The 12429-nt window shown below is 59.0% G+C and carries 13 protein-coding genes, 1 tRNA gene and 1 pseudogene; 4 read left to right on the top strand and 11 right to left on the bottom strand.

The window, feature by feature from the left end; translation table 11 throughout:
• Nucleotides 1–450 (top strand): annotated as a pseudogene (locus JWR14_RS34900) (glycosyltransferase family 2 protein); the annotation flags it as partial.
• 63 nt (nucleotides 451–513) lie between these two features.
• Here JWR14_RS34900 and JWR14_RS34895 read toward each other — a convergent pair.
• The 4 genes from JWR14_RS34895 to JWR14_RS34880 all read right to left on the bottom strand — a co-directional run bounded on the left by JWR14_RS34895 (nucleotide 514) and on the right by JWR14_RS34880 (nucleotide 3021).
• The gene (locus tag JWR14_RS34895; protein ID WP_299718604.1) at nucleotides 514–1086 is read right to left on the bottom strand and encodes a YbhB/YbcL family Raf kinase inhibitor-like protein; all 573 of its coding nucleotides are present in this window, start codon (nucleotides 1084–1086) and stop codon (nucleotides 514–516) included.
• A gap of 97 nt (nucleotides 1087–1183) precedes the next feature.
• Nucleotides 1184–1978, bottom strand: a complete 795-nt coding sequence (locus JWR14_RS34890; protein WP_299718602.1) for an anti-sigma factor — start codon at nucleotides 1976–1978, stop codon at nucleotides 1184–1186.
• Entirely contained in the window at nucleotides 1975–2493 is a 519-nt protein-coding gene (locus JWR14_RS34885; RefSeq protein ID WP_031360721.1) for a sigma-70 family RNA polymerase sigma factor, read from the bottom strand. Before JWR14_RS34885 ends, JWR14_RS34890 begins: the two co-directional genes overlap by 4 nt.
• A 165-nt stretch (nucleotides 2494–2658) precedes the next feature.
• A complete protein-coding gene (locus JWR14_RS34880) occupies nucleotides 2659–3021 on the bottom strand; it encodes a hypothetical protein (RefSeq protein ID WP_299718608.1) in 363 nt (120 codons plus the stop codon).
• Nucleotides 3022–3359: 338 nt separating this feature from the next.
• Here JWR14_RS34880 and JWR14_RS34875 point away from each other — a divergent pair, with 338 nt between their 5' ends.
• Complete coding sequence (locus tag JWR14_RS34875) at nucleotides 3360–4607, top strand: CaiB/BaiF CoA-transferase family protein (protein ID WP_299718606.1); 1248 nt, start codon at nucleotides 3360–3362, stop codon at nucleotides 4605–4607.
• Nucleotides 4608–4831: 224 nt separating this feature from the next.
• Here the strand turns inward: JWR14_RS34875 and JWR14_RS34870 are convergent, their stop codons facing one another.
• Nucleotides 4832–5068: a hypothetical protein gene (locus JWR14_RS34870; protein ID WP_299718590.1), complete on the bottom strand. Its 237-nt coding sequence runs from the start codon at nucleotides 5066–5068 to the stop codon at nucleotides 4832–4834.
• A 152-nt stretch (nucleotides 5069–5220) separates the two neighbouring features.
• Here JWR14_RS34870 and JWR14_RS34865 point away from each other — a divergent pair, with 152 nt between their 5' ends.
• A complete protein-coding gene (locus JWR14_RS34865; protein WP_299718588.1) occupies nucleotides 5221–6003 on the top strand; it encodes a DUF1828 domain-containing protein in 783 nt (260 codons plus the stop codon).
• Between the two features lie 43 nt (nucleotides 6004–6046).
• On the opposite strand, the gene cls is transcribed toward JWR14_RS34865, so the two are convergent.
• Nucleotides 6047–7330 (bottom strand): cardiolipin synthase, encoded by a 1284-nt coding sequence (gene cls, locus JWR14_RS34860; RefSeq protein WP_299718586.1) that lies wholly within the window; start codon nucleotides 7328–7330, stop codon nucleotides 6047–6049.
• Nucleotides 7331–7629: 299 nt separating this feature from the next.
• Nucleotides 7630–8073, bottom strand: a complete 444-nt coding sequence (locus JWR14_RS34855; RefSeq protein WP_213767302.1) for a MarR family transcriptional regulator — start codon at nucleotides 8071–8073, stop codon at nucleotides 7630–7632.
• Nucleotides 8074–8226: 153 nt separating this feature from the next.
• On the opposite strand from JWR14_RS34855, the gene JWR14_RS34850 reads away from it, so the two are divergent.
• Nucleotides 8227–9771, top strand: a complete 1545-nt coding sequence (locus tag JWR14_RS34850; protein WP_299718583.1) for a DHA2 family efflux MFS transporter permease subunit — start codon at nucleotides 8227–8229, stop codon at nucleotides 9769–9771.
• A gap of 5 nt (nucleotides 9772–9776) precedes the next feature.
• Here the strand turns inward: JWR14_RS34850 and JWR14_RS34845 are convergent, their stop codons facing one another.
• From JWR14_RS34845 to JWR14_RS34830, 4 genes are all read right to left on the bottom strand, one after another.
• A complete protein-coding gene (locus JWR14_RS34845; RefSeq protein WP_299718581.1) occupies nucleotides 9777–10304 on the bottom strand; it encodes a M48 family metallopeptidase in 528 nt (175 codons plus the stop codon).
• A 101-nt stretch (nucleotides 10305–10405) separates the two neighbouring features.
• Nucleotides 10406–10810 carry a hypothetical protein gene (locus JWR14_RS34840; protein WP_299718579.1) on the bottom strand — a complete coding sequence of 135 codons (405 nt, stop codon included), beginning with the start codon at nucleotides 10808–10810 and terminating at the stop codon, nucleotides 10406–10408.
• A gap of 172 nt (nucleotides 10811–10982) precedes the next feature.
• Nucleotides 10983–11059, bottom strand: a tRNA-Pro gene (locus tag JWR14_RS34835).
• Between the two features lie 31 nt (nucleotides 11060–11090).
• The gene (locus tag JWR14_RS34830; protein WP_299718577.1) at nucleotides 11091–12083 is read right to left on the bottom strand and encodes a polyprenyl synthetase family protein; all 993 of its coding nucleotides are present in this window, start codon (nucleotides 12081–12083) and stop codon (nucleotides 11091–11093) included.
• Nucleotides 12084–12429 lie beyond the last annotated feature (346 nt).

Here is a 12429-nt window from a genome sequence, read left to right as displayed (position 1 = left end):
CGCTGGTTCGCGGGCTTTTTGCAGACGCAATACTGGAATCGCGATATGACCGGCAACCGGCGTTACGGCACGCTCGGTTTGCTGATGCTCCCCGTGACGGCGTTCGATACCGTGCAGCCTATCTACGGCCTGACGGCATTTGCGCTGTTGCTGGGGTTTATCGTGGATCGGCGCGGCGCGATTGTGCTGCCGATTTTCAGCGTGATCGGCGCAAAGATTCTTATCGACTTCGCCTTCCATTTGTGGACCGTGCATCTGTACCGGCGCTGGACGGGAGACACGGCCGGGTCGAGCCTGTGGATGGCGGTTGTGACGGCGATTGTCGAGCCGTTCACGTTCCAGTTGCTGCGCCACACGGGGGCGGCGCTCGGCTGGGTCGATTTTCTCGGCGGTTCACGTGCATGGCGCGTGCAGACGAGGGCTGGACTCGCGGCCGCGGATGAGGCCTGACTGAAGGCATAAGCTGCGATGCGCTGATGGTTTACCTAATCAGGCATCGCGCTAAGTCGATCATCATCGCGCGTACCGCACCACCATACTCGACGACGCCAGTACGTGACCCTTCATCGCTGCGATCAAGGCGTCACGATCGAGCGCGGCGGGCAGGGCATTGTCGGCGAGATCCAGCGCGTAGGCTTGCACGACATAGTGATGCGGTGCATCGCCGTGCGGTGGGCAGGGTCCGTAATAGCCGTCCTTCCCCGTCCGGTTGATTCCGCCGATACTCCCAGCCGGCGGCGGCCCGCCTTCTCCGAGCGCGGTGGTCGCAGCAGGGATCCCGTAGAGAATCCAGTGCACGATGCCCAGGCCGCGAGCGCCGTCGGGATCGTAGATAGTGACCGCGAAGCTCTTTGTGTCAGTTGGCGCATTGCTCCACGCCAGTGGCAACGAGACGTTCTTGCCGCCACAATCCTGAGCGCTGGCGGCGTGCCGGGAGTCGAGGGTGGCGTTATCGGCGACACTGGGAGAGCTTAGCGTGAAGCGCCCATCGGCTCTGGCGGTGACGGTCAGCAGACATCCCACGCTTAACGCGGCAACGCGCAAAAGCCGCTTCGCGCGGCACGTGCTGCTTTGATCATTTTTCATTGTTCTTCTGGTCTTGGGTCTCGATAACTTCGCTCTAAGTACCACGTGCCGCTGATGTTTTACCGACCCCTTCAAACGCCACGATCCTGATAACTTCTTACTGCCATTTTTTTGGATCGCCGCCTAACGCCGCGCAGGTATCGAAGCTGATCGCCCGGAGCTTCGCCTCGCCGATCTGTCCCGAGAGCGCGTAACCCGCGTGATCTGTCGTCCAGTAGAAAGTTCGTCGCGGGCCTTCGCGCAACATCCGTATGGCGTATTCGTCCTTGTGCTTGCCCGAACCACCGGTCATGTACAGCGTAAGCCGTTCGCCGTTGGCGTTCTGATACATGAACTGCGCCGCGGGTCCGTCCTCGCCGGGCAACAAGCGGCCACCGACCAGCTCGAACCCATATTCGTGCAATGACGGAATGGTCAGGGTCCGGTTGAGCCGCTTGGACAACCACGTAACAAGATGATCTTCCTGCGACGCCGCGACTTCCACCGCGTGCCGCTGCTCAGGCGCGTACACGGCGTAAGCAATATCCGCGCGTTGCGCGAACGTGGGCGCAGGGCGTTCCTGACCGAGGACCGGCAACAGCATGTGCATCAGGAAGCCACATGCGATCCCCACCACCAGCCAGCTTGCCGCCATCAGGTAACGCTTGCGCTGACGCACGACCACGACTTGCGGTTCTTTATCTGCCGTGGCGGCAAACAGCGCCCGCAGCGCATTGTCTTGCGCGCGATACGCGGCCACCGTCGCCGCGCTCGCTGGATCGCGGGCAATGCGCGCGGCGGTTTCGGCACGCTCGGCCTCCGGCGCTTCATCGTCGATGAACGCCGACAGCGCGCGCAACTCATCGGCTGCCGCGCTGGAATCCGCTTGTTCAGGACGTTCGTGATTCGTCATGTGCCACTCACGATTTTCAACGATGCCGATTTGCGGCCCGGTTCCTCACCGAGCAGCACACGCATGTGTTCACGCGCCCGCGATAGTCGCGACATCACCGTTCCGGCCGGCACGTTCAGCACCACGGATGCCTCCTGATAACTCATGTCCTCCACGCAGACGAGCAGCATGACTTCGCGTTGCTCGACCGGCAAGCAATACAGCGCGCGTTGCACGTCGCGCAGCACGAGCCCGTCGACTTCGCCCACGGGCGCGGCCATCTGCCGCCAGGGCGCGGTTTCATCGTCGACGGCAATATCGCGCCGGCCGCGCAACTGATCGATATAGAGATTGCGCATGATTGTGAACAGCCACGCGCGCAGATTACTGCCGACACGAAATCCTTTCGACCGGCCGAGCGCCCGTTCGGTCACATCCTGCACGAGGTCATCGGCCCACGCACGGTCTCCCGTTAGCGCGCGCGCATAACGCCGCAACTGCGGGAGAACCCCAACGAGGTCGGTATCGAAGCTCAACGGCCCATGCTCATGTCTGGTTCACTTCAGCGCTCCAGGCCACTGTTCGCGTGCCGACGATAGCGCCGGAACGCGAACGGTGGCCTTTGATCGCTTCATGCTGGTCTCCATCGCTCCTGATGGTTTCTGCTTCACGCTTATTGCATCCCATTTATTGCATTTTGCTTACTGCTTCACGGTATGCCACACGTCCTTGAAATTGTCGCCGTTGGCATCGCCCGGTTTCTTGTCTTTCGCGAACGTGTATACGCGCTTGCCTTTGTATGCCCACTGGTTACCGCCATCGGCTGCCGGCATGATGGTCCAGTCACCCTGGGGTTTGTCCGAAGCATCGGCCATTACCGCCGGCCACGCCTGGGCGCAACCGCCGCTGCACGCACTCGGACCCGACGCCGGATCTTTGTCGAACGTGTAGAGCGTCATGCCTTTCGCGTCGGTGTACATACCGCTTCCGGCCATGGGCGGGGCGGCATGCGCACTCAGGCTGAAGGCCGTAACCAGGGCCGCAGCGAGCATCGGGATTCGCAATCTCATGTTGTTTGTCTCGTTCCATTTGCGCAGATACGGGATAAACGGATGGTGCTCGCGAAATATTCCGGTAGCTGACAAATATTTCGACCGTGCTCGTGATCTTGAACCTGTCGATTGGCTGGTGCGCTCTGGAATACGCGAGGCTGACAAACTGACAGACGCCGGAGCGGGACGCCCTGTCTGATGACTTGGCTACAATCGACGGCATCAGACGATGCGATATGCATTTTTCCGGCCATGAATGGCCGATCAGCCAAAACCCGGCGTGAAACGAGCGAGGTGAAATGGTGCAGGACAGCAAGACTCAACCGATGCCGGAGAACCCGGGCGCGAACATGGATACAAATACAACGAGAAAGCGCCCGCTGGATGGCATTCGCGTGCTGGATCTATCGAGGGTGCTGGCGGGGCCGTGGTGCACGCAGAACCTCGCGGATCTCGGGGCGCAAGTGATCAAGATCGAGCGTCCTGGCACCGGCGACGATACCCGCACGTGGGGGCCGCCATTCCTGCGCGACGCCGAAGGGCGGGACACATCGGAGAGCGCTTATTTCCTGTGCGCGAACCGCAATAAGCAGTCGGTTGCCATCGACATGAGTTCACCTGAAGGCGCCGCATTGATCCGCGAGTTCGCGAAGTCGTGCGATGTGGTCGTCGAAAACTTCAAGGTCGGTGGACTCAGGAAATATGGGCTGGACTACGAGAGTCTTTCGGCGCTCAATCCGCGGCTCGTGTACTGCTCGGTGACGGGATTTGGTCAGAGCGGGCCGCTATCGCAGCGCGCGGGTTACGACTTCCTGATCCAGGGCATGGGCGGGCTAATGAGCATTACCGGTGAACCCGACAGCGTAGCGGGCGGAGGTCCCGAAAAAGTCGGCGTTGCTGTGACGGATCTGATGGCCGGCATGTATGCCACTACCGGCGTGCTGGCCGCGCTGATGGAGCGCGAAAAAAGCGGGCTTGGGCAACATCTCGACATCGCGTTGCTCGATTGCCAGCTCGCCATGCTCGCCAACCAGTCCATGAATTACCTCACCACTGGCATCGCGCCACAGCGCATGGGCAACGCGCATCCGAATATCGTGCCGTATCAGACCTTCGCCGCGAGTGATGGCCATGTGATCGTCGCATGCGGCAACGACAGCCAGTTCCGCTCGCTATGCACCGCGATGAACGTGCCGGAACTTGCGCTCGATGCACGCTTCGCCACCAATAGCGGGCGTAGCGTGAACCGGGCGGAATTGTTGCCGCAACTGGCTGCGGTGTTCATGACGCGTCCGCGTGACGCCTGGGTTGATGCGCTCGAGGCATGCGGGGTGCCGTGCGGGCCGATCAACGATATCGCGCAGGCTTTCGATTCCGAACAGGCCCAATTTCGCGGCGCGGCGCGGGAGATAGCACATCCCGTCGCGGGCGTGGCGCCGACGGTGGCGAGTCCGCTGCGCTTATCGGCTACCCCGGTTGCGTATGATCAGGCGCCCCCGATGCTTGGACAACACACGAGCGTCATGCTGCGCGACGTGCTTGGAATGGGCGATGCACAGATTGAGGAACTGATGAGATCGGGAGTGATTGGCGGGTAGCTTGATTGCTCGATTGCTTCGTCGCGGCGTCAGATGTGCTCGGCTTGGCGAGCCGACACTTTATGACAACGTTCTGCTTGACTCGCCTAAAGCGCGTCAAGGTATGGTTGGTCATGTGAAATCCACGCAAGCACGCAGGATGCAAACCATGACCTCATATGATCGACGATCTTCCACGGGACGAGGCGGAACGCCTGTTAAGCGTCACCAAATTTGGCGATCCATCAACGGGATGGAGAAGGCGGCAACAAACGGTAAGTTGGGCGAAAGGCGAGTTCGGTGTCACGGACGCCGAAGGCAGGCGCATTCAGGGCATCACGGCTGATCTGTCCGTTCGATACTGCCGCCGACCGCACCTCAAGCAATTCCTGTTCAGCATGTATTACTCTCAACGTCGGGGTAATCGCCGTGCGTATCAGCTCGACGTTTTTCAAAGCGGTCGACGACCAGTGGGTGCTCATCAGCATCCTCACGAACACGTGGGTCGCGACCGTTTGGCGGGCCACGCTGAATGGTCTGCGATCAGTTTGACGAGCGCGCTACTGCTCTTCTGCAAGAAGACCAACTTGACGCTGTCGTGCGTCTTACCCGATCCATCGGTGCCGGAGTCGAAATGAATATCCAGTCGTCCTGCCAGGACATGTGCGCGAAACTCGGCTTCGGCTGTGTGCAACTAGAAGATGAATATCCGCTCATGATGGCTCTCCAAACGCCGTTTGGCTTTTACGGCGGCGACCCATTCGAGATCTACGCAGAATATCTGGGTGATCGCGAGCAGATACGGTTCTTTGATTCAGGGGGAACGCTGTTCCACTGCTTCGCTCGCCAGATCAATTCGTTTCATCTGCGGGACTATCAAGTCGTGAAAGCTGCGATCAAGCAGCCTGATATCAAGGTGACGCAAGAGGGCGAAATTGAAGGCACGTTTGACATTGCCAACACGACGTCGGGATTCGCGAGCTATATAGACGCATTGATGAGCCTGGCCAGATGGGAGTTCGACAACGCGGGCACTGACTTCGCGGTGCGCGAGCCGAGCCTGATCGGCGATACAAGGCTTTATCTCAACGCAATGAAGCCAGATGTCCTGGCCGTCAAGAGCACGCTTAAGGCTGCTGGCGTGTCGGGCCGTCAGTATGGCTTCGACCTGTCGCAGGGTGAAACGCAGATCGACGTGATCTCATGCCATCGTAACGCTTCGTCGTCGGAGCTTTACAAGCTTGTGGACCTGCGGGGCAATGCGCTGACTGCCAACATGCCGATCATTGTGGTGGTGGGCGACCGTTTGCAGCCCGAGCAGGCGGATCGTGAGGTGGCTGTGATCGGCCAGTATGCGCAGGCCTGGCCCATGAGAAAGTTGATTGAGGCGCCGGGTGGCAGTCTGACACTGCATTGAGGTCAGAGCCGGAAGTTGAACCCGGGAAAATTTGTGCAGATGCTCAAAGTTGCCAATCGAGCAACGGCATCGCTTTCTCTATCAGCTTTTCCAACCTCGGCCGATTCAGCCACTCCTCGTACGTGACGAGGTGCGACTTTTCTATATCGGCGTCGAAGATCGCGCTTTGCTGACGGGCGAATTCGCGATCGTAGATATTGAGATTCGCTTCGTCGTTGAGCTTGAACGAGCGGCTATCGAAATTCGTCGAACCCACCGAAACCAGGTAATCGTCCACTACGAGTAGTTTGCAATGGAACATGGTCGGCTGATATTCATGAATTTCGATACCCGCGGCCAGCAGATCTCCCCAACAGGCGCGGGAAGCTTCACGCACCGTATGCGTATCAATGCGTTTTCCCGGCGTCACAATGCGTACTCTCACGCCGCGTCGTGCGGCTTCCACCAGGGCGTTGATCGCAAGGCCGTCGGGGACGAAATACGCGCTGGCCAGATGAATGCTCTGCGTGGCCGCCGTGATCGCCATGAGATACATCAGTTCCATGTCGTCGGCGCCGTGGGTGGGAGAGCTGCTGAACATGTGCGCGACACCATTACTGGCATCGCCTTCAGGCAATGGGGGTATCTCAGGAAAGTACTTGGGACCATGCAGTACATTGCCGGTCGCCTTGATCCAGTTGTCCATGAAGACGGCCTGCATGTGTCCGACTACCGGACCCTCCACCCTGAAATGCGTGTCGCGCCAATGCTTTTCGTCTTGCGCGTGCCCGGTCCATTCCTCCGCAATTCCAACACCGCCGGTGAAACCCACGCGGCCGTCGATGATCAGCAGCTTCCGGTGCGTCCGGTTATTCATTCGCCCAAGTCCGGTCCAGTGTGGCTTGTGATATTGCACGACCTCGGCACCGGCTTGCCGCAATTCGTCGAGATAACGGTGGTCCATTTTCTTGCAGCCCATCCAGTCGAGCAGGATATGGACAGCCACGCCCGAGCGCGCTTTCTCCGACAACGCCGCCGCAAAGCGCGCGCCAATGTCGCCGGACCAGTAGATGAACGTTTCGAAAGTAATGGTCTCTTTGGCGGACTGAATGCCAGCAAGCATGGAAGGGAAGATTTCGTCGCCGTTCAGCAGCACGGCATACCGGTTGCCCGACGTCACGGGCGGCCCCAGCAAGAGGCTCATTGAACGAGTGAATTGAGGGTCGTCGCTGGAATACAGCCGGTCGATGTTGTGCTCGACCTTCTTTTCGCCGCTGACGAAGTTCGCAAGGATCAGGACCACGACGAGCGTGACGACCACCGTAAGCGGTATGGCGAGCAAGAGCATGTCGGATTCCGAGGAGACGAGCTGTAATCAGGAGAGAAGTGGTCGCGTTGCAGGAGCCCGCAAGCTTGGGTATGCGCGGCGGACGGTCCGACACGCTTTGTAGCAAGGGTCGGGCCTTCTATTTATTGCACTGCATTGACGGACCTAAAGGCGTGGACCTGAACCCGTGGATCCAGATCCGGCCGCTTCAGCAATTGCACGACCGAGCTCTTCAAATATCAGCCGAGCGCTTCACGCTGCGGCTTTTTGCAGTGTCGGTAGAGACTCGACTGCGCGGCCCCCGACCTCTCCAAAATCGCTCACTCGTCCACAATCGTGCTGAGATTCACGCGCACGCGCCGCAGCAGCGAGATCAGTTGCGCGCGCTCGTCCGCATCGAGCCCTGCCAACGCTTCAGCGGCAACTGAATCGCCCACCCGGCGTGCTCTGCCCAGCGCGCCTTCAGCTTTTGCCGTCATCCTCACCGTCCGCTCGCGACGGTCATCGGGATTCGAAAAACGTTCGATCCAGCCGCCTTCCTCCATTCGATCGAGCAGGCGACCGGCCGATATCGGCGCGACTTCGAGCAGATCTGCCAGCCGCGCCTGATTCACATCGCCGAAATGGGACAGATAGGCAAGCGCGCGGCATTGCGCTCGCGTGAGATCGAGGGACGATTTCGCGAGTTCGTCGAAGCGCTTGCTGCACAAGCGCCCAACGTCCGAGATCAGAAAACCAAAGCGCTTGTCGAGGTGCGTTTCCATGCACGGATTATACGAAAGAAGCTCGCGCCCATATGCATTCGAGCAGACGAGGGTTTCCCCGGGTTTTTGAGTCCTTGTTCCAATCATCAGCCTGTTTATAATAAGCATGCTTACTATTATAGTAAGCACTCTGATAACTGGATTGGCGCCTGAATGTCCTCTGAATCGATGCCGGCAAGCGCGGTGGTGGCCACGCCGCTCAACCGGCCCATGCTCACGGTCTCGATCATGCTTGCAACGCTGATCCAGACACTCGACAGCACGATCGCCAATGTCGCGCTGCCGCATATGCAGGGCACGCTGTCGGCGTCGCAGGACGAGATCACGTGGGTGCTGACGTCGTACATTGTTGCGGCGGCAATCGCCACGCCACTGACCGGCTGGTTATCCGACCGGCTGAGCACGAAGCGTCTGCTGATCATATCAATTGCGGGTTTCACGGTCGCTTCGGCGCTGTGCGGGTTATCGGAGAGTCTTGCGCAGATTGTCGCGTCCCGATTGCTGCAGGGGATTTTCGGAGCCTCGCTCGTGCCGCTCTCGCAATCAATCCTGCTCGACATCAATCCGCGCGAAAAGCAGGGTCAGGCGATGGCCGTCTGGGGCATGGGCGTGATGGTCGGGCCAATTCTTGGGCCGACACTCGGCGGCTGGCTCACCGACAGCTACAACTGGCGCTGGGTATTTTTCATCAACGTGCCGGTCGGCGCGTTTGCGCTCTTTGGCGTGGTGACTTTCCTGCCGGCGCGAGCGGCGAAGCTCGGGGTCAAATTCGACGCGTTCGGGTTCGCCACGCTGGGTCTGGCGATCGGCGCACTCCAGGCCATGCTCGATCGCGGCGAGCAGCTAGACTGGTTTGGTTCGCTCGAAATCCGCATCGAAGCCATTCTTGCGGGGCTGGCTTTTATCTTTTTTCTCGCGCACACAGCGACCGCCGGCAAGCGTTCATTCTTCAAGTACGAACTGTTGAAGGACCGCAATTTCGCGACCGGCGTGTTTTTCATCTTCATGATTGGCGCGGTGATGTACGCGACCCGTGCGTTGCTGCCGCCAATGCTGCAGAACCTGATGAACTATCCCGTCGCCACGACGGGTCTGGTCACGGCGCCCAGCGGCGCGGGAACCATGGTCGCTATGCTAGTTGCCGGGCGGCTCTTACGACGCATCGACGCGCGTTTGTTGCTGCTCGCCGGCTTTCTCATTTCGGCGTTCGCGCTCTGGCAGATGATGCAATACACGCTCGTGCTGTCGGTGTCGGACATTGTTTGGCCCGGCGTGATCCAGGGTTTTGGCCTGGGTTTCGTCTTTGTGCCGCTGAGCGCGCTGACGTTTTCCACGCTGACGCCCGAACTACGCGCGGACGGCACTGCGACCTACAGCCTGATGCGTAACATTGGCAGCAGTATCGGTATCTCGATCGTGCAGACCATGATGACGCGTGGCACGCAGGTGGCGCATGCCGATCTCGCGGCGAATGTGAACGTATTCAATCCGTCGATGCAGCCCATGCTCGAAAGTGGATCGCAAATGAGTCTGGCGCTGATGGATCAATCGATCAATCAGCAGGCGCAGATGATCGCGTACCTGAACGACTTCAAGCTGATGTTCGTCGCGACCTTGCTGGTGGTACCGCTGCTGCTACTGATCCGGCCGATGCGAAGTGCTGCCAGCGAAACCCTCGCTCACGCGGTCGCGGATTGACGCAATTACTTGATGGACAAATTCGACGAAGCGGACGAATCGCGTGAAAGGTCGCGTTGGGTCAGGTAGATGCGCAGATCGAATTCAATCTGGTGATACCCCGGTTGCATGAACTCGCATAGGCGGTAAAACGCTTTGTTGTGGTCGCTTTCTTTCAAATGCGCGAGTTCATGCACGACGATCATGCGCAAGAATTCCGGTGCCGCCTCCTTGAACAGCGACGCGACCCGAATCTCCTTCTTCGCCTTGAGCTTGCCGCCCTGCACGCGTGATATGGCTGTGTGCAGACCGAGCGCATGACGCAGCACGTCGAGTTTGGCGTCGTACATCACCTTATCGATGGCCGGCGCCACCCGCAGAAACTCCTGCTTCAGATCCGTGGTGTATTGATACAGAGCGCGGTCCGATTGCACGGCGTGGCGGTGCGGATACCGGTCCGCGAGATACACGCCGAGTTTGTCATCGGCGATAAGTTTGCGGACTTTATCCTGAAGGGTTTGCGGATAGGCGCTGAGGTATTTCAGAGGAAGCATGATGGGTCGTGACCGCCAAGTGGTGCCTTCGGCATTATAGGAGCCCGGCTCGGGCATCACGTCACGCACTGGTTAGTTAAGTGAGCTAAGTGCAAATCGAGTTAAGCGCGCTGTCGAGTGCTCCATAAAATGCACACAATCAGCACAAGCTGCAAAGGCAGCCGCACGAGCAATAACCACGATGGAACTTGTGAAAATTGATCTGCGTGTTGATACATGAATACGTTGGCGGGCGTAACGGCAATAGTCAATAACGCCAGCCCAACGCCCGCGGCACTTCGCGTACGTTTGATCATCACGCCGGCCACGCCAAGTAACTCGAAAATGCCGCTCACGATGACGGCCAGGAGCGGGAAGGGGATATAAGGCGGCACGATTTGCACGAAGAGCGGCATGTACAAGAAGTGGCATGCGCCGCCGATCAGGAAATACAAGAATACGAACCACAGTCCGATGCGCTGGCCCACGGACATTCTTCTAGCCGATGAAAATCTGAGTGAAGACATGGGTGAGCGAGCGCCGTGTGATTGAATCTGATTTGATGACAGCGCGAACCTTGCGCCAGGCTTGTAGATATTGGAACAAGCGAACATCCGGCGACTTGACAGGATGACCTGAAAAAATCAATGACCCAAAACGAAAAACCGCCCAGCAAGCTGGGCGGTTTTTTATCAATTCTGGTCGGGGTGAGAGGATTCGAACCTCCGGCCTCTACGTCCCGAACGTAGCGCTCTACCAGGCTAAGCTACACCCCGAATGTTCACTCTGAGACGGTTCGTTTCCTTTTCAGGACTGTCTTGCCGCCGAGTAAGAACATAATTCTAGCAGGCTCTCTTTAAAAATGGAATCTGGAAACGAAGAAATTGCATTCGCTGCCGCCTGTGCTTCCTGACGTGCACATTTCAGCGTGTGATCCAGCGCGCCCGATGTCGTGATGGCTTCGAAGATGGTGTCGAATTTATCGGTGCCACCTTGTTCGATCGCCTCGCGCGCAAGCGCTGCCTGTTCGGCCGAACCATGCTCCATCAGATAGATGAGGGGCAGCGTGGGTTTGCCTTCGCGCAGATCATCGCCCGCGTTTTTACCCATCGACTCCGCCGTGCCGGTGTAGTCGAGCCAGTCGTCCATGATCTGGAACGCGGTGCCAATGCGCCGGCCAAACTCCGCCGCCGCCGCTTCCGTCCGGGCATCCGACCCCGACAAAACCGCGCCCAGTTGTGCCGCTGCTTCAAAAAGCTTTGCTGTCTTGTAGCGGATCACCTGCATGTAACGTGCTTCGTCCACGTCCGGGTCGTGCATGTTGAGCAACTGCAGCACTTCGCCTTCCGAGATCACGTTGGTCGCAACCGACAGGATCTCCATCACGCGCATCTTGCCCACCCCGACCATCATTTCGAAGGAGCGCGAGTACAAAAAGTCGCCGACGAGCACGCTCGCCGCATTGCCGAACAGCGCGTTCGCGGTCTTGCGGCCGCGCCGGAGATCGGATTCATCGACAACGTCATCGTGCAGCAGCGTGGCCGTATGAATGAACTCGACGACTGCGGCCAGCTCATGCCGGTGCCCGGTGGTGTCGCCGAGCGCGCCTGCGACCAGCAGCAGCAACGCGGGCCGGAGCCGTTTGCCGCCGGCCCCGATGATGTACTCGGAAATCTGGTTGATCAGCATCACTTCGGACGCCAGGCGCTGCCGGATGACGCGATTGACCTGCTGCATGTCCTCGGCGATAGGCTCGAGCACGTTGGCGGCGTTTGGGGAGGAAATGGCAGTGGACGACATGATCGGCAATTAGGGTAGTGCCGCGAATTATAAGGCGAATCGGCCGATAGCCGCCTCTAAAGACGCCGCGGATGAACCGCGCGGGGCGCTGCGACAAGCCTGATGGGCGGCGTCAGGCGGCAAAATCGCAATAATGATGCGTGCAAGGTCCGTGTACGTTGCTCTGTCCGGGCTGCGGCGCCCCGGTTTTCGCGATGCACAAGGGTTTTGACGGAGAGTCTAACTCTCTGTATAATCACGCGTTTTCGCGCACGGTGTGCGGAAAAATGAATTCAGAGTGAGGTTCTCAATGTACGCGGTCATAAAAACCGGTGGCAAGCAGTATAAGGTTGCTGTCGGCGAAAAA

The organism is Caballeronia sp. (assembly GCF_028292365.1).
Taxonomy (GTDB): domain Bacteria; phylum Pseudomonadota; class Gammaproteobacteria; order Burkholderiales; family Burkholderiaceae; genus Caballeronia.
The sequence above is the reverse complement of the archived record's forward strand: the minus strand, read 5'-3'. Positions and strand labels throughout refer to the sequence as shown.

Coding starts and splice junctions, on each gene's coding strand:
- JWR14_RS34855 (WP_213767302.1), bottom strand. CDS start 8,073: ATGGAAACGCACCTCGACAAGCGCTTTGGTTTTCTGATCTCGGACGTT.
- JWR14_RS34895 (WP_299718604.1), bottom strand. CDS start 1,086: ATGAAAAATGATCAAAGCAGCACGTGCCGCGCGAAGCGGCTTTTGCGC.
- JWR14_RS34830 (WP_299718577.1), bottom strand. CDS start 12,083: ATGTCGTCCACTGCCATTTCCTCCCCAAACGCCGCCAACGTGCTCGAG.
- JWR14_RS34875 (WP_299718606.1), top strand. CDS start 3,360: ATGGATACAAATACAACGAGAAAGCGCCCGCTGGATGGCATTCGCGTG.
- JWR14_RS34865 (WP_299718588.1), top strand. CDS start 5,221: ATGAATATCCAGTCGTCCTGCCAGGACATGTGCGCGAAACTCGGCTTC.
- JWR14_RS34870 (WP_299718590.1), bottom strand. CDS start 5,068: ATGAGCACCCACTGGTCGTCGACCGCTTTGAAAAACGTCGAGCTGATA.
- JWR14_RS34845 (WP_299718581.1), bottom strand. CDS start 10,304: ATGCTTCCTCTGAAATACCTCAGCGCCTATCCGCAAACCCTTCAGGAT.
- JWR14_RS34850 (WP_299718583.1), top strand. CDS start 8,227: ATGTCCTCTGAATCGATGCCGGCAAGCGCGGTGGTGGCCACGCCGCTC.
- JWR14_RS34890 (WP_299718602.1), bottom strand. CDS start 1,978: ATGACGAATCACGAACGTCCTGAACAAGCGGATTCCAGCGCGGCAGCC.
- cls (WP_299718586.1), bottom strand. CDS start 7,330: ATGCTCTTGCTCGCCATACCGCTTACGGTGGTCGTCACGCTCGTCGTG.
- JWR14_RS34840 (WP_299718579.1), bottom strand. CDS start 10,810: ATGTCTTCACTCAGATTTTCATCGGCTAGAAGAATGTCCGTGGGCCAG.